General features: G+C 25.6%; 22 protein-coding genes and 3 tRNA genes. 10 read left to right on the top strand and 15 right to left on the bottom strand.

The window, feature by feature from the left end; translation table 11 throughout:
* Nucleotides 1–104 precede the first annotated feature (104 nt).
* Entirely contained in the window at nt 105–812 is a 708-nt protein-coding gene (locus CRU93_RS11505; RefSeq protein ID WP_129104348.1) for a response regulator transcription factor, read from the top strand.
* Here CRU93_RS11505 and CRU93_RS11500 read toward each other — a convergent pair.
* Nucleotides 809–1849: an AI-2E family transporter gene (locus CRU93_RS11500; RefSeq protein ID WP_129104347.1), complete on the bottom strand. Its 1041-nt coding sequence runs from the start codon at nt 1847–1849 to the stop codon at nt 809–811. The genes CRU93_RS11505 and CRU93_RS11500 overlap by 4 nt on opposite strands.
* 4 nt (nt 1850–1853) lie before the next feature.
* Entirely contained in the window at nt 1854–3746 is a 1893-nt protein-coding gene (locus CRU93_RS11495; RefSeq protein ID WP_129104346.1) for a cache domain-containing protein, read from the bottom strand.
* 124 nt (nt 3747–3870) lie between these two features.
* Between CRU93_RS11495 and CRU93_RS11490 the strand changes: the two genes are divergently transcribed.
* Nucleotides 3871–5982 carry a PAS domain-containing sensor histidine kinase gene (locus CRU93_RS11490; protein ID WP_164967673.1) on the top strand — a complete coding sequence of 704 codons (2112 nt, stop codon included), beginning with the start codon at nt 3871–3873 and terminating at the stop codon, nt 5980–5982.
* A gap of 6 nt (nt 5983–5988) precedes the next feature.
* Here CRU93_RS11490 and CRU93_RS11485 read toward each other — a convergent pair.
* Nucleotides 5989–6064: transfer RNA gene (locus CRU93_RS11485), tRNA-Cys, on the bottom strand.
* 220 nt (nt 6065–6284) lie between these two features.
* Here CRU93_RS11485 and CRU93_RS11480 point away from each other — a divergent pair.
* Genes CRU93_RS11480 through CRU93_RS11470 form a run of 3 tightly spaced genes read left to right on the top strand, consistent with a single transcriptional unit; the run spans nt 6285 to nt 12782 of the window.
* Nucleotides 6285–9878: a filamentous hemagglutinin N-terminal domain-containing protein gene (locus CRU93_RS11480; protein ID WP_129104344.1), complete on the top strand. Its 3594-nt coding sequence runs from the start codon at nt 6285–6287 to the stop codon at nt 9876–9878.
* On the top strand, nt 9871–11019 hold the full coding sequence (locus tag CRU93_RS11475; protein ID WP_129104343.1) for a FecR domain-containing protein: 1149 nt from the start codon (nt 9871–9873) through the stop codon (nt 11017–11019). Before CRU93_RS11480 ends, CRU93_RS11475 begins: the two co-directional genes overlap by 8 nt.
* Nucleotides 11016–12782 (top strand): diguanylate cyclase, encoded by a 1767-nt coding sequence (locus CRU93_RS11470; protein WP_129104342.1) that lies wholly within the window; start codon nt 11016–11018, stop codon nt 12780–12782. The genes CRU93_RS11475 and CRU93_RS11470 overlap by 4 nt, the downstream gene beginning before the upstream one ends.
* Nucleotides 12783–12892: 110 nt before the next feature.
* Here the strand turns inward: CRU93_RS11470 and CRU93_RS11465 are convergent.
* Together CRU93_RS11465 and CRU93_RS11460 are read right to left on the bottom strand one after the other, a co-directional pair.
* Nucleotides 12893–12981: transfer RNA gene (locus CRU93_RS11465), tRNA-Ser, on the bottom strand.
* 9 nt (nt 12982–12990) lie between these two features.
* A tRNA-Leu gene (locus CRU93_RS11460) sits at nt 12991–13078 on the bottom strand.
* Between the two features lie 215 nt (nt 13079–13293).
* Here CRU93_RS11460 and ilvD point away from each other — a divergent pair.
* Nucleotides 13294–14982 (top strand): dihydroxy-acid dehydratase, encoded by a 1689-nt coding sequence (ilvD, locus tag CRU93_RS11455; protein ID WP_129104341.1) that lies wholly within the window; start codon nt 13294–13296, stop codon nt 14980–14982.
* A 19-nt stretch (nt 14983–15001) separates the two neighbouring features.
* Here the strand turns inward: ilvD and CRU93_RS11450 are convergent, their stop codons facing one another.
* The 6 genes from CRU93_RS11450 to CRU93_RS11430 all read right to left on the bottom strand — a co-directional run bounded on the left by CRU93_RS11450 (nt 15002) and on the right by CRU93_RS11430 (nt 17924).
* Nucleotides 15002–15676, bottom strand: coding sequence for a glycoside hydrolase family 19 protein (locus CRU93_RS11450; RefSeq protein ID WP_129104340.1), 675 nt, complete (start codon nt 15674–15676; stop codon nt 15002–15004).
* Complete coding sequence (locus CRU93_RS11445) at nt 15673–16071, bottom strand: hypothetical protein (protein WP_129104339.1); 399 nt, start codon at nt 16069–16071, stop codon at nt 15673–15675. The genes CRU93_RS11450 and CRU93_RS11445 overlap by 4 nt, the downstream gene beginning before the upstream one ends.
* The gene (locus tag CRU93_RS11440; RefSeq protein ID WP_129104338.1) at nt 16072–16380 is read right to left on the bottom strand and encodes a hypothetical protein; all 309 of its coding nucleotides are present in this window, start codon (nt 16378–16380) and stop codon (nt 16072–16074) included.
* 8 nt (nt 16381–16388) lie between these two features.
* Nucleotides 16389–17342, bottom strand: coding sequence for a tail fiber protein (locus CRU93_RS11435; RefSeq protein WP_129104337.1), 954 nt, complete (start codon nt 17340–17342; stop codon nt 16389–16391).
* Between the two features lie 152 nt (nt 17343–17494).
* A complete protein-coding gene (locus CRU93_RS14200) occupies nt 17495–17647 on the bottom strand; it encodes a hypothetical protein (protein ID WP_164967672.1) in 153 nt (50 codons plus the stop codon).
* Complete coding sequence (locus CRU93_RS11430; RefSeq protein ID WP_129104336.1) at nt 17637–17924, bottom strand: hypothetical protein; 288 nt, start codon at nt 17922–17924, stop codon at nt 17637–17639. The genes CRU93_RS14200 and CRU93_RS11430 overlap by 11 nt, the downstream gene beginning before the upstream one ends.
* Before the next feature lie 146 nt (nt 17925–18070).
* On the opposite strand from CRU93_RS11430, the gene CRU93_RS11425 reads away from it, so the two are divergent.
* From CRU93_RS11425 to CRU93_RS11410, 4 genes are all read left to right on the top strand, one after another.
* Nucleotides 18071–18793 (top strand): XRE family transcriptional regulator, encoded by a 723-nt coding sequence (locus CRU93_RS11425; RefSeq protein ID WP_129104335.1) that lies wholly within the window; start codon nt 18071–18073, stop codon nt 18791–18793.
* Between the two features lie 121 nt (nt 18794–18914).
* Nucleotides 18915–20330 (top strand): Do family serine endopeptidase, encoded by a 1416-nt coding sequence (locus CRU93_RS11420; RefSeq protein WP_129104334.1) that lies wholly within the window; start codon nt 18915–18917, stop codon nt 20328–20330.
* An 11-nt stretch (nt 20331–20341) separates the two neighbouring features.
* Complete coding sequence (locus CRU93_RS11415; RefSeq protein WP_258238910.1) at nt 20342–21031, top strand: response regulator transcription factor; 690 nt, start codon at nt 20342–20344, stop codon at nt 21029–21031.
* Nucleotides 21028–22248, top strand: a complete 1221-nt coding sequence (locus CRU93_RS11410) for an ArsS family sensor histidine kinase (protein ID WP_129104332.1) — start codon at nt 21028–21030, stop codon at nt 22246–22248. Before CRU93_RS11415 ends, CRU93_RS11410 begins: the two co-directional genes overlap by 4 nt.
* On the opposite strand, the gene CRU93_RS11405 is transcribed toward CRU93_RS11410, so the two are convergent.
* The 4 genes from CRU93_RS11405 to CRU93_RS14195 all read right to left on the bottom strand — a co-directional run.
* The gene (locus tag CRU93_RS11405; protein ID WP_129104331.1) at nt 22235–22657 is read right to left on the bottom strand and encodes a hypothetical protein; all 423 of its coding nucleotides are present in this window, start codon (nt 22655–22657) and stop codon (nt 22235–22237) included. The genes CRU93_RS11410 and CRU93_RS11405 overlap by 14 nt on opposite strands.
* Entirely contained in the window at nt 22644–23534 is an 891-nt protein-coding gene (gene cbiB / locus CRU93_RS11400; RefSeq protein ID WP_129104330.1) for an adenosylcobinamide-phosphate synthase CbiB, read from the bottom strand. Before cbiB ends, CRU93_RS11405 begins: the two co-directional genes overlap by 14 nt.
* A complete protein-coding gene (locus CRU93_RS11395) occupies nt 23524–24915 on the bottom strand; it encodes a cobyric acid synthase (protein WP_129104329.1) in 1392 nt (463 codons plus the stop codon). Before CRU93_RS11395 ends, cbiB begins: the two co-directional genes overlap by 11 nt.
* Nucleotides 24916–25341, bottom strand: a 426-nt coding sequence (locus CRU93_RS14195) for a hypothetical protein (protein WP_164967671.1), incomplete at its 5' end; no start/stop codon positions are given. It lies immediately after the preceding gene.

Here is a 25341-nt window from a genome sequence, read left to right as displayed (position 1 = left end):
AAATAATTAATAGAATTATTTCACATCTAATATTTAAACAAACTTAAATCTTTATATTATATAATAAAATGAATTATTAGTAAATCATAAGAGTGGATAAAGCATTGTATAATTTAAACTATAAAGAAGTATTAAAAAATCTTGTAATTTTATATATAGAAGATGAGAAAACAATCAATACAAATCTTACAAAAGTCCTAGAAATGGTCTTTAAAAAATGTGTAAGCTTTGAAAGAGGAAAAGATGCCTTAGATTATTTTGAAAGCAATCATATTGATATTGTATTAAGTGACATCACCCTTCCAGATATAAATGGTATAGATATTATAAAAACAATTAGATTAAAAAATGAAGATATTCCAATAATTATTTTAACTGCATATTTAGAAACTGAATACTTACTCGATGCAATAAAATATGAAGTAATAGAGTACTTAAATAAGCCTGCTAGTTATGAAGATTTAATTTGTGTATTTGACAAATGTGCAAAAAAACTTATAAATAAAGGAAATTATTTTATTTCATTAAATAGTGATTTAGAATATGATGTTCTAAAAAAGCAATTATTTGATAAAAAAAATAATAAAATTATAATGCTCACATCAAATGAATTAAAATTTTTTGAACTTCTTATTAAAAATAGTAATCGTGTTGTAACTTATGATGAAATAAAAAATGTTGTATGGGAAGATGCATTTGAAGTAACAGATTCTGCTTTAAAAAATCTCTTAACAAAACTAAGACAAAAAATAGGTAAAAATATAATAACAAATATATCAAAGATAGGATATAAACTAGAAATTAAAAACTAGTGTATATGCCCTTTTTTTCTACTCAAATCAGATAGTAATACTCCTATCCACTTTGTATTTCTCGTAGATTCAAATGCAATTTTTAATGTCATTGTGATAGGAACAGCTAAAAACATTCCAACTATTCCCAAAATCCAACCCCAAAATATTAATGAAAAAAAGATTATCATAGGAGAAAGACCAAGCTCTTTTCCCATAAATTTTGGCTCTAAGACATTACTTATAGTAATATTTACAATCATGTATATTAATATTAACCAAAGAGTAATCTCAAAATTCCCTGTTATTAAAGATAACAAAACAGCTGGGATTGCTGCAACTATGGAACCAATAACAGGAATAAAGTTAAATAAAAATGCAATTACAGCCCAAAGAATAGGATATTCAATATCAAAAAATATTAATGTTATAAAAATAAAAAGTCCAGTTAAAAAACTAGTAAATGTTTTTACTATAAAATATTTTTGTAGATTTTGAGAAAAAAGTTTAAAGTTTGTTAATCTATTATTATCACTTTTAAATATTACTTTTAATTTTTTTTCAAATACTTTTGTTTCTGATAAAATAAAAGCTATTCCAATAAGTACTAAAAGTGCTTTTGAAAAAATTGCACTAATATTTCCTAATAAACCTGTAGTAAAGTTAAAAAAGTAACTAAAATTTAATGCTTTTAATATCTGTTCTTTATTTACTGTAAAACCAAAACTTTCAATATAAGATATGATTTTTACTATTGATGATTTAATTTTAACTTCATATGTAGGAAGATTTTGACTAAAACTAGATAATGAAGTATTAACCATATATGCTAAAAGCAAAGTGATAATAGTAAGAACAAAAAGAAGAATGATATATGCTAAAAGTTTAGGAACGCTTCTATTTTCTAAAACTTTCAAAAATGCAGATAAAATTGAAGCTATAAATACTGATAACAAGAGTATTATTACAATTTCTGAAGATGCTTTAATTCCTGCAATTATAACAACTGCAGTTGCCAAATAAAAAAAATAATTCTGTACAGTTGTTTTCTCTGCCATTTTCTCACTCTTTAAGTATTGGGATTTCAAGTATAAACATTGCGCCTTTATACTTATTATTTTCATAAGTGAAATTATAGTTCTTTACAAATAAATTACCCTTTAAATGCTTATGAACTATTTGATGGCTCATGTAAAGTCCTATTCCTGTTCCTATACTCTTTTCTTTTGTTGTAAAATAAGGCTCAAAAACTTTTGTAAGATTATCTTGTTTTATTCCTCCTGCATTATCATATATCTCAATTAATAAATTTTCATCTTTTATTTTTGTTTTAATAAAAATATATCTTTGCATATTTAATTTTATTAATTCATCCCTTGCATTATTTAATATATTTATTAAAACTTGCAAAAGTTCATTTTTTAATGTGAAAAATTCTACATTTTGAATTTCTTTAACTATATTAATACTTTTTGATTTCAACTGTGCATCAAGAAGTTTTATTGTTTGATTTAATGTATCTTCAATATTAATTAACTCTTTATTTTTGTGTGGACTAAAAAAGTTTTTGAAATCATCAATAGTTTTTGATAAATATTGAGATGACTCATTTATCTTTGCTGTAGATTTAAAAAACTCTTCATCTGTTAAGATTCCCATCTCTTTTTGCAAACTAATTCCTGTTGCTGCAGTTGAAATTACGGAAAGTGGTTGTCTCCACTGATGAGCGATATTTGCAATCATTTCTCCCATACTTGCCATTTTTGATTGTTGTGCAAGAATATTTTGTTGTTGTTCTAGTTCATTTTTATATTTTATAAATTTTTGTTCAATTAACTTTGAAACATAATATGAAATAAAAAGTAATAAGATTGTCAATAAACTAGATAAGATTGCAACATGTTTTATGCTTTTAAAAAATTGAGAATTTAACTGATTTTGTTTTTTTTCTAATTTTTCATATAAATCATCTTCATAAAAACCACTACCGATTATCCAATTCCAATCTTTTTCACCTTTTATAAAACTTATTTTTTTAACTGCATTGTTAGTTTCTGGTTTATTACTTTGAATATATGAGTAGTAACCTTCTTTACTTTTTGCAATGATTTTCATATTTTCTAAATCATTTTTGGGGTTTGGAGTTTTTATTATATCAAGTAGATTTTTCCCAATAAAATCTTTATTTATGTAGCTTAATACATTATAATCATAATCAAGCACAAAAACATACCCTATATTAAAATATCTTATTTTATTTATATACGATAAAATTTTCTTTTTTACTTCTTTCTCAAAATCATCAAAATATATTCCTGTTCCTATAACTACATTATAAGGAGCAAAATATTTGTAATAAGTAATTTTTTCAGAAGGTTTATTATGATTTTTTTTATGCAAATAATATGTATTAAATGTTTCTGATTTATTTTTTATAGTTTTTACTATTTTTTTTACAAAATTATAACCATTAACATCTTTATAATTTAAAAGATTTTTATTTTGCCACTGTTTATGAAAAGGTTTAAGAAGAGTTTTTCCATTAATATCAGTAATAAAATAATATGCTTTTTCTTCATTGAAAGTTATTGCACCTAAAGTATCTTTTATAATTTGAAAAATCTCTTTTTTTGATTTTTGATTTTTATATTTTTCATAAATAGAAGTTGCAAGTCTATGAGCTTCATAAACTCTATTTTTAATCAATCTTTTCAACTCAACTTTTGTATTTTTTTTTACAAAAGCAATATATGAGTAAACTCTTTGAACTTCATCATAAACAATTTTTTTATTTTGTTTTATAAATTCATACTTTAATTTACTTTTTTCTTCTTCATAATCACTTTTATTTTGCAAATATAAAGAGTATGTGATAAAAAATGAAATAAATATTGTTACGATTGGTAAACTATACTTAATAAGATTTAATAATGCACGCTCGCTCTTATAATTCATAAGAATCCTCTTACTATTTTTCTCACTTAATTGAAATTTTTTTTGTTTAATTGTATTTTTTTAATTTAATTTAATGTTATTTTTATATTCTACTATAATAAGTTGTATTTTCAAAGGACTTCTAATGAAAAGAAAAATTTATCTAAAACATTTTTTTAATGCACTTTTTACTATTTTATGTCTTGGGGGTTTTCTTTCTTTAACTCTTTTCTTGTTACTTCTGTCTTTTGAAAAAGAGTCCATATATAAGAAGAACATGGAGTTTGCAAATTACGAAATTAAAAGTAATATACATACAATAAAACAAACAATTGATATTTATAAAAGAGAATTAACAACATTAAATGAAGAAATAAAAAGTGATAATCTTTTAAAAAAACTGCCTACCTTTGAAAAATATATTAAATTACTTATTAGTTCAAATAATTCACTTTTTCAAGCTAGATACATTGATAAAAATGGTAATGAAATAATTAGATTCGAAAAAAATTCGAAAAATAATATACACAAAGCTACAAAACTACAAAATAAAAAAAATAGATATTATTTCTTAAAAACAAAAACGTTAAATGATGGTCAATTTTATATTTCGAAACTCGATTTAAATATTGAAAATGAAAAAATTGAAACTCCCCTTAGACCTACAATTAGAGTTTCAACTCCAGTTTATTTAAAAAATGAATTTAAAGGTATTTTGATATTTAATTTTAATGCACAAATATTACTTAATGAAATTACAAAAAGTAAACTATTTGATATTTATTATTTTGATAAAAAGGGAAACTATTTAATTCACCCAGATAAAAACAAATCATGGAGTAGACAACTTAAAACAAACTATAATATATCTGATATGATTAAAAATGTAAATATAAATGATATGACTAATATAGTAGATTATATTAAAAAAAGTAAAAGTAATTTATATGTAAAAAAAGTAAATATTACAGATAATACTTTTTTTATATTATTAAAAACAAAAGATGTTTACTATAATAAATCTGTCAATGAATTAGAAGAAGAAATTTTATTTCTATTTTTATTAATCACTGCTATTGCTATTCCAATATCTATTTTTATAAGCTTAATAATTTCACGTCATGTAATATTATTAGAATATATTGTAAATTCAATTCCACACCCATTTTATATTAAAAATATAAAAGGCGAATTTATCATAGTAAATGATGCACTAGTTGATTTTTATGATTTAAAAAATAAAAAAGAATTATTAGGTAAGAGTTCTTATGTAATTGATACAAAATACAATTTGTCAAATACAAAACAAAAAGATATGAAAGTATTAGAACATGGGAAATTAAAAAGTATAGAAAAAATTAAATCAAAAAATGATGAAATTTTCTATTATGAAATATTAAGAGTAAAGATTCCTTATTTCTATTTTAGAAAAAAAACTTATATTTTAGGTATTGCTATTGATATAACACAAATAAAAGAGTTAAATGAAAAATTGAACCAAAAAGTTGAAGAAGAATCATCTGCTAGAATAAAATCTGAGCAACTTTTAGCACAACAATCTAAAATGGCTTTAATGGGTGAAATGATTGGAAATATTGCCCACCAATGGAGACAACCACTTTCAAATATTGCAACTTATTCTACGGGAATGAAACTACAAAAAGAGATGGAAATCCTTAAAGATGATGAACTTTTAAAAGGTTTAGAACAAATAAATGAATCAGCTCAATATCTATCACAAACAATTGATGACTTTAGAAATTTCTTTAAGCCTTACAAAATAAAAACAGACTTTACAATTAATTTCATTATAAATAAAGCACTAAAACTTGTTAGCGCACAACTTCAAGATAGAAACATAGAAATAATAAAAGATATCCAAGATGCCCATCTAAAAAATTTAGAAAATGAATTTACACAAGTTTTACTAAACCTTTTAAATAATGCAAGAGATGAATTAACAAATCAAGATATAAAAGAAAAATTGATTTTTATATCTAGTAAAATAGAAAAAAATAGATTAATAATTGAAATAAAAGATAATGCAGGTGGAGTTGAGGATCAAATAAAAGAGAAGATATTTGATGCTTATTTTACAACAAAAGATGATTCTAAAGGTACAGGTATTGGTCTTTATATGTCAAAAGAGATAATCGAAAAACATATGAATGGAAAATTAAGTTTTGAAAATGTATCTATAAAATACAACGAAAAAATATATACTGGAGCTTGTTTTAAAATTGAATTAGATTTATAAAGTTAATGGAGGAGGTAACCGGACTCGAACCGATGAATATCTGATTTGCAATCAGGTGCATTACCAACTTTGCTATACCTCCAAAAAAAGGAATAGAATTATAGCAAATATTTCTTAATATTCATTTAAATTTTATATTATGTTTTCTTCTTTTCTTATAAATACAATATATTTTTAAACTAAATACTACTTAAATATTAAATTAATCTTTTGAAAAATAAAAGTGGCATGATAAGATAAATAGTAAAGCTATTAAAAGATATAATTCCATTAATATAATAGCAATAATAAGAAAGGTTTGAATGATTTATAATTTTAATTCACCTATTAGAACTATAAAAGGTGGTAAAATTAGTTTAATAGTTAGTGCAATTCTTAGCTCTTCATTATCATGTTTTGGGGCTCCAACAGGTGGAACTGTTACTTCTGGAAGTGCAACTATTACTCAAAATAAAACAGTAACAAATATTAATCAAACATCCAACAAGGCAACTATTAATTGGAAAAATTTTTCTATTGCAAAAAATGAATCAGTTAATTTTAAGCAACCAAACTCTAATTCCATTACACTAAATAGAGTTATAGGAAATGAAAAAAGTATTATAAATGGTACATTAAATGCAAATGGGCAAGTTTGGATATTAAACTCAAATGGTGTTTTATTTGGTAAAAATGCAAGTATTAATACAAGTGGAATAATAGCAACAACTGCAAAACTTTCTGATGAAGATTTTAATGAAGGAAAATATAACTTTAAAAATGCAACAGCAAATTCAGTAATAAATCAAGGAACAATTGAAGTAGTAAACAAGGGTTCAGTGATATTAGCTTCAAATGAAGTTGTAAATGAAGGAACAATTAAAGCAATTAAAGGAAGTATTCATTTAGTTGGAACTGACTCTTATTCACTTAATTTAAATGGAAACTCATTAGTTAATCTTAAAGTAGATAAAGGAGTACTTGATGCTATGGTTTCAAACTCAGGAACTATTATTTCAAATGGTGGGAAAATTTATCTAACAACAAATGCAGTTGATGAATTATTAAAAGGAGTTGTTAACAACACAGGTATTCTTGAGGCAAATAGTATCGATGATATAACAGGGCATATAGAAGTTTTTGCACATGGTGGCGAAGCACAAGTTAGTGGAAGTATAAATGCAGAGAGTGGTTTTATTGAAACCTCTGGTAAAAAAATTAAGTTTTCAGATACTCTTGCTCTTAATGCAGGGGAAAATGGTACTTGGCTTATTGATCCAAATAATATAAAAATTGTATCTGATGCAAGTGCTGAAGCAAATGTGGACTCATCAGGTGCGCCAATATACTCATCATTAGATGATACAACAGTATTGCGTGCTTCAACTATTGAAACTCAATTAAATAATGGAACTAATGTAATTGTTGAAACAGCTGAAGCTGGAACAAACTCTCAAGATGGTGATATCTTTTTAGAGACAAGTGTCAATAAAACTTCAGGTGGTGATGCAGTTTTAACACTAAAAGCACACAGAAATATAGTATTTGCTAATAGTTATACTGGTTTAACTTCATATGGAAGTATTACAAGTAGTAGTAATAAATTACATGTTGTTTTATGGTCAGATAGTCATGTAAATAAAGATAAGAAAAATGATGGTTCAGTTTGGATACCTGAAAACTCATCTATTTCAACAAATGGAGGGAATGTTTGGATAGGTGGCGGAGCTGGTTCTACAATTTGGAATGGAATAACTGTTGGAGACTCTTATGCTGTTGGAAGTAGTTCTACTTCTTCTGCTGAAGGAAATGCAATAGCAAGAGGTGCTTCAATAAATGGTGATATAAGTGCAAATGGCTCAACTTCAGGTGGAAATATTTTTATAAATGGTCATGCTTATTTTGGTAGTGCTAGTGCTAGAGGTGTTTCAGTAGCAGGTTCAATAATAACAAACCATCAAGGAAATATTACAATAGAAGGAACAGCAAAAGGTGGTTCTGATGCTGTTGCTATTGGAGATACTGCGAATTCTTTAACAAATGGGTCAGCTATTTTAAGAGTTAAAGAAGGAACTATTTTAATAAATGGACATTCAACAAGTAATAGTTCAAGTGATTCTTTTTATTTAAATAATGGCTCTATTATAGATGATAATCAAACAGGATTAGGAACACTGATTATAAATGGTAACAATGATAATATCTTGTCTGATTCTAGTTCATATATAAAGATTGGTAACTTATTATTAAAAAATGGCTCTGTAACCTTAGAAAATACAAATAATAATATCTCTGTACTTGCAGGAGATAATTTAAGTAGTTTATCTTATGTTGATGCTGATTCTCTTACTATTGGAACAATAGATACTATAAATGGAATAACTGCCCAAGGTTCTATAAATATTGCAACAAATACGGGTGATTTGATAATTGATGGTGATATAAACACTTCAGATAACGGAACTTCTGCAATTATTCTAAATGCTGGACAAAGTGAATCTGCTGGAACATCAACAGGTGGTGATATTAAATATATTTCAGGAAATATTTCAATGGGTACAGCTGGTGGTGGTAGAGCAACTTTTTATACAGGTAGTGTAAATGGAAGTTCAATATCTTCTTTAATATCTAATGGTAACTTTAGATATAACAGTGATGAAAGTTCAAATGGATATGATACAGTAAATGCAGCTTTAGGTTCAGGATTTTATACTCTTTATAGAGAACAACCAATTATTGAAGTTACTGCTAATAATGATTCATTTGTATATGATGGTAGAGTTTATACAGGTGGTAATGGAGCTATTTATTCTGGCTTTGTAAACAATGATTCATCTTCAATTTTAAATGGTGTATTAAATTATAGTGGAACTGCTCAAGGTGCAACTAAAGTGGGAACATATACAATATCTCTAAATGGTTTATCAAATTATCTTGGATATAATATTAATTTTATAAATGGCAAATTAGATATAAAAAGTCCTGTCGTTCCAAAAGATGATTCAATAATAAAAATAAAAGATTCTATAATACCAAAAAGTGACTCAATTCCAAAAATAAAAGTACCAATAAAAAAGAATTTAAAAAAACCTAATAATGCACTAAAGATTTTCAATGAAAATCAAGATAAACAAAATATTAATTTTGATTTTCCAAGTGAAAACTCAGATATACTACAAACAAATAAAGACACTAAGACAAGTAGTCCAATAAAAAATAAGCCTGTAAAGAAAACAGAACAAATCAATAAAACAAAGAATATAGTAAAAGATAAACCAAAACAACAAATCAAAGAAAAAATCAAAACAAATAAACAAATAGAAGATAAAAAGATAACTAAAACACAAAAAAACACAAAAATAAGTGTTGTAAATAATAAACAAATAAAACAAGAGCAAACACAAAAAAATGATAAAACATCTAATATAGCTGAACAATCAAATGAAAAACAAAATAAAGATAATCTTGATACAAATAACTCAACAAAAACAAATAAGCAAAACAGATATAAATTAGATAAAGCACAAATAGAAATTCGTGTTAATAAAAATGGTGAGATTGCATTTATTCAATCTAAAATTGAAGTAGCTATTCAGGATAATGCAGAATTATTCTTACCAAGTGATGCAGTAGATATATTAGAAGTAATGGGTATGTCAATAAAAACAATTTCTCTAAAAAATAATAAAATTGAAATTAATATTTTAGATAAAAAAGAAGATACATCTAAATATAGTGCAACTTTAGCAAATGGTAATCCACTACCGAAATATTTAAAAATAGATGAAAAAACAGGTAAAATTACTGGAACTTTACCAAAAGGAATAAAAAAACCAAATATTAGTATAAAAGCTATTGGTAAAGATGATACACTTAGAATTATAAATTTAAAAATGAGGATAAAAGAGCATGAATAGAAAAAATTATATTATTTTTTCAGGAGTATTAATATTATGTATTATTGGATTTATATATTATAAAATTGAGTACTCTAAAAATATATTTGCTCAAATTGTTTCTAAAGTAGGAGAAGTTTATTTAGTTAATGAAAAAGGTGAACTCTTATCAAAAGTAAAAGAAGGCTATAAGATTAAAACAGGAGAGATAATACAAACAAAAAAGAACTCTTCTGCAACAATAAAATTTATAGATAATTCAATAGCAATTATTTCAGAAAACTCATTAGTTTCTATGAAAAAGCTAAAATATGATAAAGACTCTAAAAAATCCACTACTAATCTATTAATTTTAAAAGGAAAAGTTGAATCTACTGTAACAAATCAAGATACTTTTGGTTCTGAATATAAAGTTGTGACTCCATCTTTACAATTAGCAGTTAGAGGAACTATATTTAATGTAGCAGTAGAAGGTAAAGAATCAAGAGCATTTGTAACAAAGGGAAAAATTCTAGCTACAGATGGGAAAAAATCTTTGATGTTAAATACTGGATATGGTGCAGTAGTAAATGAAAAAACTAAATTAACTTCACCAATAAAATTATTAAGTAAACCAACAATAGATTTAAATGAATTAAATATTAAATATTATAAGAAGTATATATCGTGGGAAATACTTGCAAACGCAGTTAAATATCACGTTCAAATCTATTCTATATCAAAATATAAAACATTAATTCATGATAAATATGTTAGTGGTACAGAAATAAACATAGATAACTTAAAAGATGGAAAATATGAGATAAATGTACAAGCTGTTGATAAATATAACTTAGAAGGATTTAAAATTGAAGAAATTTTCAATGTTAAATCAAATCCACTTCCACCAAAAATAAAAGAGCCTAAAACTGATTTAAAATCAAAAAAGATTTTACTTAGATGGGAGCGTTCATCAGAAGCAAGTAAATATATATTAGAAATATCAAGAACAAGAAGTTTTGATAATATATTAATTAGAGTGACTAATCTAAACTCTTCATTAGAAAAGATGTTATTACCATTACAAAAAGGAAAATATTTTATTAGAATGTCAAGTATTAATAGCTCTGGCATTCGAGGACCATATAGTCAAATGTATCCATTTAAAGTAGATATAAAATGAGAAAAACAGACAAAATATACTGGAAATATCAAATTTGGATAGTTTTACTATCTTTAATTATAAGTTATGCTTTTTCATATACAACAATATATAATAAATTAAAAAACTACTTTAATGATACAATACAATATTTAGCATCAGAAGAGATTTATTTTACAGATTCTGTTGTTATTGATATAAATGACAACTCTTTAAAAATTTTAGAAAAAGATTTTGGGCACTGGCCTTATACAAGAGATAAATATTCATCAATAATTGAATTCTTAGAGTCTATGAAAGTCAAAAATATTGTATTTGATATTAAGTTTTTAGATCCAAGAGTTGGTGATGATGTTTTTAAGAAAACTATAAATAAATATAATAATATTTTCTTTGTAACAAATGCGTTAGAAGAGGATATTCAAATAAACAAAGAAGAACAAAAAATACTAAAAAAAATGTCATGGGATACAAATTTAAATATACCTGCATTAAAATATAACAGTTTACTTATACCACATATTAGTATATTTGATGAAAATAACATTTATAAATTTGGAATTACTTCAGTTTTAGAAGATAAAGATAGTTTAATAAGATCAATTCCATTACTTTATAATATAGATTCTAATATATTGCCATCATTACTTCTTCGAATTCAATCTTTAGATAAACATATACCAAAAATAAAATATAACTCAAAAACAGATGAACTTTCCGTAGATAAAAAAACATGGAATGTTGATAAAAAAAATAGAATTAAACTATTTTACCCTCAAAATGCAAATTCTATTATGACTATTCCTTTTTATAAAATTAGTGAAGTTGCACTTAATAAAAAAACTATCTCTAATAAAAACTTTTTAAAGAATAAAACTATTTTTATAGGTAGCTCAGCATTTTTATCAGATAGGATAAATACTCCAAGAGGAGCTATGTCAGGTTCATACTTACTTGCAATTGCATACGAATCACTTAAACATAATCTAATAATAAAAAACAATACATATATAAATATTTTATTAATATTAATAGCATTTTTCTTTTCTTTTTATTTAAGTACTAAAAAAGAAATTTATAATAAATCTGTAGTGGCTATCACATTATTAACAATTGTATCAATAATTATTTATAGTTTTATTTCTTTAAAACTATTTTATTTAGAAACTAATGTATTTTTTTCAATATCTGTAATCATTTGTTCAATAATATTAACAGTAATAAAATATCAGTTTTCTTTATCTAACTATAATAAAAAACTAATCAATGAAACTAAAAGATTATATAATGAAGCAAATTGTGATACTTTAACAGGATTGTTGAATAGACGAGGATTTAATGATCAATATGAAAAATATAAAGATATCAACAATAAAAAAACTTTACTATCTTCATGCATAGCTATTGTTGACTTAGATCATTTTAAAAAGGTTAATGATACATATGGTCATGATATAGGAGATTTAGTATTACAAAACTTTGGAAAGCTTTTAAAAGAGCAATTAAGAGATATTGATATTCCTGCAAGATGGGGTGGAGAAGAATTTGTAATATTATTAAGAAATACAACAATAGATGATTCAATTATTGTACTAAATAGAGTTAGACAACAATGTGAGCAGATGAATATTCAAACTCCTCAAGGAATTTTAAACATCACTATTAGTATTGGAGTAACCCAAATAAAAGATTATTCTCAAACAATTGATTTATATGTAAAAAAAGCTGATATTGGTTTATATCAAGCAAAAGAAGCAGGAAGAAATAGAGTTTGTATCTCATAAATTTAAAAAGATACTTTCTATTTTAAATTATATTAATTTATCTATATGATGAATCTTGAAATGTTGTATTTGAGATTATTAATTTTTGATATTGATTATATTTAGATAAATGGCAGTGAGTTAGGGATTCGAACCCTAGGAGGCGTGAACCTCGCCGGTTTTCAAAACCGGTACTTTCGACCAACTCAGTCAACTCACTACACAATAATGGTGCGAATGGTGAGAATCGAACTCACACTCCCAAAACGGGAACGGGATTTTAAGTCCCGCGCGTCTACCAGTTCCGCCACACTCGCATTTGTTAAGACATTTTTTTGAAGGTGTTCTTCTCAAAATGGACTGGAATTATAATAGAAAAAAAAACTTTTGTCAAGGGTTTTTGAAAAAAGTTTTAAAATTTTACTTTTTTTATTTTTTTTATCTAAATAAAACTGCAAAACTAGTATAATCTAGCCTATCTTATAAATGAATATATACAATAATAAATATGATTACACTAAAGGATATATATATGAGAAGTGATGAAGTAAAAAAGGGGTTTGATAGAACGCCACATAGATCTTTATTTAGAGCTACAGGATTAAAAGATGCAGATTTTGAAAAACCATTTATTGGTGTTGCAAACTCTTTTATTGAAATTATTCCTGGACATTTCTTTTTAAATAAAGTTGCAGAAATTATAAAAGAAGAAATAAGAGCAAATGGCTGTGTTCCATTTGAGTTTAATACTATTGGTGTTGATGATGGTATTGCAATGGGACATGATGGTATGTTATTTTCATTACCAAGTAGGGAAATTATTGCAAACTCAATTGAATCAGTTATGAATGCTCATAAATTAGATGCAATGATTGCTATACCAAACTGTGATAAAATTGTTCCTGGTATGATTATGGGTGCATTAAGAGTAGATGTTCCTACTGTATTTGTATCTGGTGGACCAATGTCAAAAGGTCATACAAAAGATGGAAAGCCAATTGATTTAGCAACTGCTTTTGAAGCTGTTGGTAAATTTGAAAAAGGTAATATGAATGAAGAAGAGTTAAAAGATATTGAATGTAATGCATGTCCAAGTGGTGGTTCATGTTCTGGTATGTTTACAGCAAACTCTATGAATACACTTATGGAAGCTATGGGTATTGCATTACCAGGAAATGGAACTATTTTAGCTTTAACTCCACAAAGAGAAGAATTATATAGAAAAGCAGCTAGAAGAGTATGTGAAATTGCAAAAGATGAGCAAGCAAGAGAAAAATTTAAATTAAGAAATATTTTAAATGAAAATGCAGTAAGAAATGCATTTGCTGTTGATATGGCAATGGGTGGAAGTTCAAACACTGTTTTACATATGCTTGCAATTGCAAAAGAAGCAGATGTAAACTTTAACTTAGAAGATATTAATTCAATCTCAAAGAAAGTTTCACACATTGCAAAAATTTCTCCATCTTTATCTACAGTTCATATGGAAGATATAAACAAAGCAGGTGGAGTAAATGCTGTAATGAAAGAGATTACAAAAAGAGGAGATGATGTACTAATTGATAATCTTACAATCTCTGGCGAATCTTTATTTGAAAAAATTGCAGATGCAAGTATAAAAGATACAAATATTATTCATACAATAGATAATCCTTATAGTAAAGTTGGTGGATTAGCTATTTTATATGGAAACCTTGCTAAAGAGGGTGCAGTTATTAAAACAGCAGGTATCACAGGAGATAGAGCATTTACAGGTAAAGCTGTATGTTTTAATGGACAACCAGAAGCAATCAAAGGGATTGTAGATGGCAAAGTAAAAGCTGGTGATGTTGTTGTAATTAGATATGAAGGTCCAAAAGGTGGTCCAGGTATGCAAGAAATGCTTGCACCTACTTCATTAATAATGGGAATGGGACTTGGAGATAGAGTTGCACTTATTACTGATGGTAGATTTAGTGGTGCTACAAGAGGTGCTTCAATTGGTCACGTAAGTCCAGAAGCTGCTGAAGGTGGAATGATTGGATTATTAAAAGATGGTGATGAAATTCATATTGATGTTGATAAATATATTTTAGAAGTAAATTTATCAGATGAAGAAATAGCAAAAAGAAAAGCAGAATTTACGCCACTTAAAAAACCTCTTAATTCAAAATGGTTAGGACAATATAGAGCGCTTGTAACAAATGCAAGTAATGGTGCAGTTTTAAAAACTGACTTATAAGAATAGTATAGCTTAAAAGCTATACTATGATATATTTTTCAATTTTGTAAAAGTGTTGTCTTCTTTTTTCATAAGAATTTGTATATCTATTTATAACTTTAGTAACTTTATCTACTGTTTTTAAATCTTTTCCTAAGTCTGCTTTTTTAAAAATATCTTTCCATATCCAAAATCCAAGCCCAGCAGCTAAAAAACCTTCTAAAGTATTTATATCATCATTATTTAAAATATCAATGTTTAAATCTTTTATATATCTATCAATTCTTTTTTGAACTTCTAAATAATTTGCCTTTCCAGTAATCTGTAAAGCTCCAGCACCTCTATATTTCCAGCCATCATAGCTACTTATATCACCATTTCCTAGTCTATTTGCATAAGCAATACTTGCAATCATCTTTTCATTTGCACTATGCATTTCATTTCTTCCATACTTTTTTGCAAAATCATTATTTCCAAAAGATTTAAATAGTTTTGGTAAAACCTCCTCACTATAATTTAAATTTTCAAATACTGGTTTAAATTCATCACCTATTTCTTCTCTTACTTGGGCTAAAAAATGAGCTAATCTCAAAGTATTATCTACTTTAAAATCACAAAATGCACTTTTTAACAAATATTCAATTTTATATATATTTTCTATTTTTGTTTTAGAAAAAAGAGTTTTTATCATCTCTACACTATTTAAATAACTCACTGTTTTGCCTTTTTTCTATTTACACTCTCAATAAATCCTCCACCAAAATAAAAAGATACAATAGCTAACATAATCTCACCTAACCACATTTTATTTGCAAAATCCAAAGCTTTTTGTACGTTGTTTATATCTACCCAGCCATACAATGCTGCTAAAACTCCATTTACCATAATAAATAAAAATACAATTGTAAAAAGTAAAGCCAAATATCGTTGTGCTATTTTAAAAGGAGCATAAGCGTTGATTAAATCAATCTTCGCATTTGTTTTTGCTTCTATTAACTTTGCTTGATTTTCTGTCTTTTCACCTTCACTTGTCCAAGCATCATCTATTAAGTCTAAACCTTTTTTTATAACTTCACTATTTCCAAAAATTGAAGATAAAATCTCTAACATTTATGCTCCTTTTTCTAAATGATTTATTATTCTACTCATACTCTTTTCCAAAGTATCAAATCTTCTATCAATATGTTTTTCAAACAGCTCAAACTCTTTTCTTCTTAAATAAACCTCATCTGCCCTATTACTTGTCAAATACTGTTTTCGTTGAGTTTGTAGTTGGACAATATCTTCAGAGTGTTTATCTGCTCTTTTAAACAAAGAATCAATTTGCTTTTTAAACTCTGTATTTTGATACTTATTTACTGCAAATTGAGCTATAAGACCACAAATAACAACAGCCAAAGATATATACCAACTTTGCATAAAAATTCCTAGTATTTAATGCAATACATCATTGCTACGTTTCTTGGTCTTGTTTCACCTAATTTTAATGGAATTAATGTTCTTCTATAACCATCTGTCTCACCTCCATAATTAGAATTAACACCTTTTTTAGGAGCAAATACATTCATACTTCTATTACCAGAAGCATAAGGAACTCTTACTTCAGCCCAATCTTCAAGTCCTTTTGAACCTATACTTTCATCTTGAAAACTACCAATTTTTCTATTTTTATTAACACCTCTTCCATTATCAAAACCTCTTACAAATTCACCTCTTAAATCAGGAAGATTAAAAGTTGTAGTTTTATCTCCAATTCCATAAGTTGTACCAATTACTTTAAATAGTTCAGAATATTTTTCTCTTGAAACCTCTGCTCCATTACACTCTAAAAATCCAGAGGGAATAGTTGCAACTGGATTAATAAAAATAAATCCTGTTGGTACAGTAAATTGATTTAAATTCTCTTTTGTTGGAAGATTTTCTAATTTCTCTTTTAACTCTTTTGTAAAGTGTTTTAACTCTTCTGTTTCTGCAATATTACTTAAATCAAGAGTTGATAAATCTTCTTTATTTTGTTTGATAAAATTTACAATTTCTTGTAATTCATCTAAAGTTGTATCATCACTTGCTAATACTGTTTTTATTGCTTCAATTGCTTCTGAAACAATCTTTACTTTCTCAGCTAATACTCTTCCTTGATTTGCACTCAATGGTGCATCTGCAAGTGTTGATAATAAGTTATCAACAATATCAGAAACATTTACTTTTAAATCTAAAGCTTCATCTAAACCTATAATCTTTGAAGAGTCAATATTTTCTAAATCAACTCTATTTTGTTTAACACATAGGTCAATCTCTTTTAAACTCTCTAAACTTGTATCACTTGATAATAATAATCTTACATTATCTACTAAATTTTCTACAACATTATCTGCTGCCATTTTTCTTTCCTTTTTTCTTTTTATAATTATTGAGACTAATATCTCACCTAAATAAAACTCACTTTCTAGAACAGTTTGTTTTAATCCCTTTCAACTCTCAAATTATAAGAAGAATCAAGTGCATAAAATAGATACTTTTTTTCAAATTTTATTTATAATTTTGAAAGTAATTCCTCCTCTTCTTCTTTTGTTGCTTTTGCACATTTTACTTTCTGAACTAACTTTTTATCTAAATAAACAATTTGATTTATATAACTATTTTTTTGTTTTGTTTTTTTATTATTTTGTTTTATTTTATTTTCCATCTTTTCTTATCTCATCTTCCACGTCTTGAATTATTTTATATATAGCTCTAGGGCTTAATTCTAACTCTTGACTAAATAATTTCACAAATTTACATTTTTTATCTTTTTGTTGTAAAAGATTTATATGTCTTTTTACAATTTCTTTAATTCTAAATGTTTTATGTGCTTTTTTAGGTATTTTTATATCTATACCACCAAATACTTCACAAACTTTAAAAGCAGTTTGTTCTCCTAGTTCTTCAACTAACAATTCATATGTATTTACTCTTATTGACATGTTCTCTTCTTTTAATTAGTATTTTAATTACTGTTATAGTAATTTAATTTATATTTTTATAGTAATATTATTTCTATAAAAGATTTCTTAAATGGAAATTATGTTACTATTTTTTTTGGTAATATAATAACTAATAAGGAGAATTGATGCAATTTAGTAGTAATCTAAAGTTCTATAGAAAGCAAGCAAACATATCTCAAGGAGCTTTAGCCCAAAAAGTTGAAGAAATTACAGGTAAAAATACAACTTATGAAAATATAAAATCATGGGAGAATGGAACAAATGTAAAAATAAGTGACATCTACGCCCTTGCAGAAGCTTTAAATATTCCCGAACAATTACTTTTTGATAACTCAGAGAGAACTTTACAAAAAATATCAAAATACCAAACAATACAAGCTAATAATGAAAATTTTATCTTTAATACTATTGATGAAGATAGTTATAATATTGAAGTTTATAATGGTGCCGTAGGAGCAGGTAGTGAAGGAGTTATAGAAGAGAGAAATACAAAAAAAATAAGAGTTAGTAAAGCTTTTGTTTTGGATGCAAATATAAAACCTGAAAATCTTATGATGTTTAAAGTAGTTGGAGATAGTATGGAACCAACTATTTCTATGAATGATTGGGTTATTATTGATATGGCAAATGGAAGAGAGTTTTATGAAGTTGATGGAATATATTTAGTAAATATTGATGATACAATTCAAATCAAAAGATTACATTTTAGAGGAACAAAAGGTGTTGATATAATTTCAGACAATAAAGAATTTCCAAAATTAAATAGCAAAGATGATTGTGACAGAGTTACAATTATTGGTAAGTTATATACACATATAAAAATAGGTTCAGGATTAGCATTAAAATAGTTTAATATATATAAAATGCCTTAAAAATGCCTATTTTATTAACCATTTGTTAATTTTTTATTGTAGAATAGTTTACAATAAAAACATATAATTTCAATATATATTTAAAAAGGATATTAATATGAAATCAAAATTTTTAATTATTTCTACATTATTAGCAACTAATTTACTTGCTAACTCTATTGATTTTAATATGGCGCAACAAAATGTACAAAGAGTTGCACCAAATAAAGCAGAACAACTATTATCATTTAATGCAAGTATTAAGGATGCGATGAAATCAGTCGTAAACATATCTGCTCAAAGACACATTAATGAAGCAGCAAACATTCCATTGCAAATGTTTAATGATCCACTTTTTAAAAGGTTTTTTGGTGATCAATTTGGAAATCAATTCCAACAAGATAGAATACAAAGATCACTAGGTTCTGGTGTAATTTTATCAAAAGATGGATATATTGTTACTAACTATCATGTGATTGAAAATGCTGAAGAGATTAGCGTTACTATAGGGAATAATCCAACTGAATATGATGCAAAAGTCATAGGAAAAGATCCAGATAGTGATATTGCAGTTATTAAAATTAATGGAAATAACTTTAATGCCATAAAACTAGGTTATTCAAGAAATTTAAAAATTGGCGATGTAATATTTGCACTTGGTAATCCATTTGGTATAGGAAGTACAGTAACTCAAGGTATTGTATCTGCATTAAATAAAAATAAAGTAGGTATAAATAGATATGAGAACTTCATTCAAACAGATGCTTCAATTAACCCAGGGAATTCTGGTGGTGCATTAGTTGACAGTAGAGGTGCTTTAATTGGTATAAATAGTGCAATTATCACAAAAAGTGGTGGTAACAATGGTATTGGATTTGCAATTCCAGTAAATATGGTTAAAAATGTTGTTACAAAACTAATAAAAGATGGTAAAGTAACAAGGGGTTATTTAGGTGTAGTTATTGATGATTTAAATCCAAATTTAACAAAAGTGTATAATCATAAAAAAGGTGCGTTAATTTTAGATGTATCTCCTGATACTCCTGCTAAAAAATATGGATTAAAAAGAGGTGACTTAATTTATGCAATAAATGGTAAATCTGTAAGAGATAGAACTGATTTACAAAATATCATTGCTTCTTATAAACCTAATCAAAAAGTAAAATTAAGTGTAGAAAGAGATAAGAAAAATATCAAATTTGAGATTGTTTTAGGAAATAGAAATGGTCTTATCGTATCTACTACAAATAATGGTAAATTCTTAGGTGGCCTTGCACTAGCAGAACTTGATCCAAATATAATACAAAAATATAGAATTGGAAGCAATGTTTCTGGTGTTTTAATTACAAATGTTGAACCTAAATCAAAAGCAGAAAAAGCTGGTTTCCAACCAGGTGATGTTATTGTACAAATAGAAGATATAAAAATTAAATCTTTTGTAAACATACAACAAGCAATAAGAAAATATAATAACAAACATAAAAGAGTATATGTTAATAGATATGGACAAACAATTCTATTAGTAATTAAATAAAAGGATTTAAAATAGTTAAGGTACTTATGATTGAAGATGATTTAGAACTTGCTGAAATCATCACAAATTACTTAAAATCATTTGATATTGAAGTAGAAAGCTATGATAGCCCATATCTTGGGCTATCTACTTTGGAAATGAAAAAAGATTTCGAGTTATTAATACTTGATTTAACACTCCCTGAAATTGATGGGTTAGAGCTAATTCCTAAAATTAGAAACGTATCTGAAATTCCTATTATTATATCTAGTGCTAGAGATGATATTTTGGATAAAGTTATGGGATTAGAAAGAGGTGCAGATGATTATCTACCTAAACCATATAACCCAAGAGAGTTACAAGCAAGAATAAAAGCTATTTTAAAAAGAACAGCTAGTACAAATGCAGCACAACTTCCAGAAGAACAAACAACAAATAATTCTGCTTTTTTTATAAAAGATGATGATATGCAAATATCTTTTAAATCACAAACTTTAAGTCTTACACTTGCAGAGTTTGACATATTAAAACTACTTATTCAAAGAAATGGAGCAGTTGTTGCTAGGGAAGATTTTATCTATTCAAGTGATCATATAGAAGATGATAGTAGCCTTAAAAATATTGATGTAATTATTTCAAGAATTAGAAATAAAATATCAAAGATTGATGATAGTAAAACATATATAAAATCTGTAAGAGGAATTGGGTATCAACTTATATGATTAAACATATCTCTATTTCTACTTTTATTAATACTGTTTTTACAATTGCAGTAATTGCAATTATTATTACATTTGGTCTATTTATTAATCTTGATAAACAAAGACATCAAATAGTACAAAAAAATAGATATGAGATGATTGCTGAAAATTTTCTTTCAGTATTTGATAAAAAACCATCAAAAAGTCAATTAAATCAACTTTATAAACAGTATAAAGTAAAACTAATTAATAATAGACAAACAAAATTGAAAATTTTAAATAAAGGAGAAGAACTTCTTTTTAAAAGAACATATTTAGGTACATATAGAATATATTTATATAAGTCAGAGTATTATTTATATGCCCAACAGTTGGGGTATAATCTAATGTTAGAAGATTTGCACTCAAATAAATATAATATTGCAATTATTATTCTAGTACTATTTTTATCTTTATGTACACTTCTATTTTTATATATTATTTTAAAAAGAAAACTATTTCCACTTAAATATCTTGATAAAGAGATTACTAAATTTTCAAAGGGAAATTTGGATATTAAAATAAAAACAAACTCAAATGATGAAATTGGAGAAATCGCAAAAAACTTCAATACAGCAATTGCGTTGATAAGAAATCAAACTGAATCAAAAAAACTATTTATGCGAAATATGATGCATGAGCTTAAAACACCTATTACTAAAGCTATGTTTATTGCTGAAACTCTTGAAGATGAACAAAGTAAAATAATGCTTCAAAAAGCATTTAAAAGAATGGATGATATTATAAAAGAGTTAGCAACAATTGAAAGAATTACTTCAAAAACATCTGTTTTATATAAAGAGTATAACTCTTTTTTCAATATCTATCAAAAAGCACTTGAAATTATGATGATTGATAGTTCTAACTTATCATCAAAAATAAATGATTTTACATTTGAAGTTGATAGTAGTCTATTTAGCGTTGCTTTGAAAAATTTACTTGATAATGGTATAAAGTTTTCAAAAGATAAAAAAGTCACTTTAATTGCAAATTGTAAAAGAATTGATGTAATTTCAAAAGGTGATAAACTAAAAAATAAGCTGGATTATTATACAGAGCCTTTTTCACAAGAAGAGAAAAGAGCAGATGGATTTGGATTAGGACTTTATATTGTAAAAACAATTGTTCATATGCATGGATATAAACTAAAATATTTTCATAAAGATAATAAAAATCACTTTTCAATTATCCTTGCTTAACATTTTTCATTACTTCAAACCAATCTCTTGAAAAATTCTTTTTTATATATTTTTCTCTATGGGGAACTATACAACCAGCGCAGTTTTGATGAATATATGTATCACCTATAAATTGACTTCCATCTTTTGAATCAATACTACAATAAGAAAATAGAGTTTTATCTTCTTGTTTTTTAAAACCATCATCATCAAATCTAAAATTTGGACATGCACATAAATAACAATTTAAATCTTCATAATCATGGCATTTTTTATTTTTCTCATATAAAGGACAAAACTCTGGTTCATTTTTTACCATATTTTCAAATCTAAAATACTCTATAACCTCATCATCAGTTTTATCTTTTAACTTCTGCATAATTTTTGCATGCTTCTTTCCATGAGCTTCAAACCATTTAATATATGACATATAATACTCCCAATAGTACAATTATAAATATATCAAGTGATGTTTTTAAACTAAGTGCTTTAAATACATCACTATTTTTAATCTTTTCTTTTCCTTCGCCAAAATATGGCTTTTGTTTTATTTTTCCAAAATATGATGTTGCTCCACCTAATTTAACATTAATAGCCAAAGCCATAGATGCAATAGGAAGTCCTGCATTTAAACTCTCATGCTTTTTCCCATACTTATAAAACTGTTTTAAGGATTTTTTACTCTTAAAAAGTATTGCTATTAAAAGTGCAGTTATTCTACTTGGTATATAATTTACAACATCGTCTAATCTTGCACTTACTTTTCCAAATTTTTCATATTTTCTATTTCTATATCCAACCATTGAATCTAGTGTATTTATAGCTTTATATAAATATCCTCCAATAAGACCAAAACAAATCAAATAAAATAGTGGGGCAATAACACCATCACTCAAGTTTTCTGCATATGTTTCTATACTTGCTTTATTTATATCACTATCACTCATATTTTTAGTATCTCTACTTACAAGCAAAGATATTTTTTCTCTTTTTTCATTTATATCTTTGCTTTTAACTACATCTTTAACACAATCATATAACATTTTTGAAGAAAGAGTAAAAGAAGCTAAGAATCCTTGAATAATAACACTTTCGATAAAACTAATACAAAAAACTACTACGAAAACTACACTTAAAGTAAATGAAGTTAATAAAAATCCTTGAAAAATTGAATCTTTATAAAATTTACTTTCAAAAAATTTAATCAAATTACCAATATATATTATTGGGTGGTTTAAATTTAGTTTTTCAAATTCACCAAAAAATTTATCAAGTAAAAAAGCTATTAGGGCAACACTATAAAACACTTTGAAGTATCCTTCCTACATCAAGTTGACTTTTCATCTTATTTACAAATTCATCAACTTTATTTTTCTTATAGAATTTAAAATCAAACCCCTTATACTCACTATTAATAGATTTAAAATAATCAGTTCTAAACTCATCATTATCAAATATTCCATGAATAAAAGTACCTTTAAAACTCTTCTTTTCATATTCCAAAGGATATTTTTTTGAAACTCCATGATGTATTTCAAATCCATTTACATTAAATCCAAATAATTTATAACTACTTTTTTTTAGAATTTTGTGTTTTTCAAAAACAACTTCATCATCTATAAAGCAAAAACCATCTTCAATAATATTAGTTTCATTTTCTAAAGCATATTTATCATTTAAAGTTTTAAACATCATCTCATATCCACCACAAATGGCAAAAATATCTTTACTAAAATTTTGAATATTTTCAAAAAGACCTGTTTGTTTTAGCCATTTCAAATCTTTTATAACTAATTTAGAGCCAGGTAGTATTAATAAATCGAATTTATCTAAAGCAATATTTGAACTTACAAACTCTACAAAAACTTCTTCATCTGCAATTAAAGGTTCTATATCATTATAATTGCTCATTGTAGGATATGAAATAACCCCTACTTTTAATTTAATACAGCTTTTTTTTTGAATAAAATTTTGTAAACTTGCACTATCTTCAAAACCTAAATTAAAAGGGGTATAGTCTAAAACTCCTAAAACTGAAATTTTAAAATCCTCTTGTATTATTCTAACACCTTCATCAAATAGAGTTTTATCTCCTCTAAATTTATTTATAATCACACCAATTACATTTTCTTTTAACTTTTTAGGTAGTAAATTATAACATCCATAAATTGAAGCAAAAACACCACCTCTTTCTATATCTGCAACTAAAATAATCTTTGTATTATAATAATCTGCAATAAAGATATTTGATAAGTCTTTATCCATCAAATTAAGCTCAACAGGACTTCCTGCACCTTCACTTACAATGCAATCATACTTATCATCTAAATACTCATAACATCTTTTTACAGCTGGTTTTAAAAGATCCAAATCCCTATAATATTCTCTTACATCTTTATTTGTAACTACTTTTCCTTCAACTATAAGTGAAGCACTACTTCCACGGCCAGATTTTAAAAGTACAGGATTTAAATGATATGAAGTCTTTACACCCAAAACTTCACTTTGAAAATATTGAGCAATTGCTATTTCACTTCCATCATCACAAACTTTTGAGTTATTTGAAACATTTTGAGCTTTAAAAGGGGCAACTTTATAGCCTTTTTCTTGAAGTATTTTACCTATTACAAAAGTTAAAGTAGATTTACCAGCATCACTACTTGTACCAAAAATTGATATATTTTTCATCTAAATAATTCCTGTTTTAATAAAATTATTTATATCATCAAGTTCTTTATTAGAAACATTTTTATTAAAATTAAAATTTATTGAATAATCCCAAAACTTATTAATTAAATTCTTATTTTTATTAACATTTTCTATATCTTCGGGAGAACTTAACATTTTTTTTAAATTACTAATATTAACTAATGGTTCTTTATTTTCTAAAGGAGATAATGGTTTTTTAATATGTATTTCTAAAGTGCGAACAAAAGAGATAGAGAAAGAATCTGTTATAAAAATTTTAGGAATTATAGGATTTAATTTCTCATCAAATTCAAAAATATAATGTTCTTGAATAAATAAAATAGAGACTAATATTAAACATCTTATAATATTAGAATCATTACTTCTTTCTTCATTTATAACCCACTCTAATAAATTGTCTAAAAC

Source organism: Arcobacter sp. CECT 8985 (assembly GCF_004116495.1).
GTDB lineage: Bacteria > Campylobacterota > Campylobacteria > Campylobacterales > Arcobacteraceae > Malaciobacter.
This window is presented reverse-complemented; position numbering and strand designations above follow the sequence as displayed.

Bases quoted from the DNA above. Each gene is read 5' to 3' on its own strand.
- CRU93_RS11420 (WP_129104334.1), top strand. From the start codon at position 18,915: ATGAAATCAAAATTTTTAATTATTTCTACATTATTAGCAACTAATTTA.
- CRU93_RS11480 (WP_129104344.1), top strand. From the start codon at position 6,285: ATGATTTATAATTTTAATTCACCTATTAGAACTATAAAAGGTGGTAAA.
- CRU93_RS11500 (WP_129104347.1), bottom strand. From the start codon at position 1,849: ATGGCAGAGAAAACAACTGTACAGAATTATTTTTTTTATTTGGCAACT.
- CRU93_RS11475 (WP_129104343.1), top strand. From the start codon at position 9,871: ATGAATAGAAAAAATTATATTATTTTTTCAGGAGTATTAATATTATGT.
- CRU93_RS11470 (WP_129104342.1), top strand. From the start codon at position 11,016: ATGAGAAAAACAGACAAAATATACTGGAAATATCAAATTTGGATAGTT.
- CRU93_RS11445 (WP_129104339.1), bottom strand. From the start codon at position 16,071: ATGTTAGAGATTTTATCTTCAATTTTTGGAAATAGTGAAGTTATAAAA.
- CRU93_RS11395 (WP_129104329.1), bottom strand. From the start codon at position 24,915: ATGAAAAATATATCAATTTTTGGTACAAGTAGTGATGCTGGTAAATCT.
- CRU93_RS11425 (WP_129104335.1), top strand. From the start codon at position 18,071: ATGCAATTTAGTAGTAATCTAAAGTTCTATAGAAAGCAAGCAAACATA.
- CRU93_RS11440 (WP_129104338.1), bottom strand. From the start codon at position 16,380: ATGCAAAGTTGGTATATATCTTTGGCTGTTGTTATTTGTGGTCTTATA.
- CRU93_RS11490 (WP_164967673.1), top strand. From the start codon at position 3,871: ATGAAAAGAAAAATTTATCTAAAACATTTTTTTAATGCACTTTTTACT.
- CRU93_RS11435 (WP_129104337.1), bottom strand. From the start codon at position 17,342: ATGGCAGCAGATAATGTTGTAGAAAATTTAGTAGATAATGTAAGATTA.
- CRU93_RS11430 (WP_129104336.1), bottom strand. From the start codon at position 17,924: ATGTCAATAAGAGTAAATACATATGAATTGTTAGTTGAAGAACTAGGA.
- CRU93_RS11495 (WP_129104346.1), bottom strand. From the start codon at position 3,746: ATGAATTATAAGAGCGAGCGTGCATTATTAAATCTTATTAAGTATAGT.
- CRU93_RS14200 (WP_164967672.1), bottom strand. From the start codon at position 17,647: ATGGAAAATAAAATAAAACAAAATAATAAAAAAACAAAACAAAAAAAT.
- CRU93_RS11405 (WP_129104331.1), bottom strand. From the start codon at position 22,657: ATGTCATATATTAAATGGTTTGAAGCTCATGGAAAGAAGCATGCAAAA.
- CRU93_RS11410 (WP_129104332.1), top strand. From the start codon at position 21,028: ATGATTAAACATATCTCTATTTCTACTTTTATTAATACTGTTTTTACA.
- ilvD (WP_129104341.1), top strand. From the start codon at position 13,294: ATGAGAAGTGATGAAGTAAAAAAGGGGTTTGATAGAACGCCACATAGA.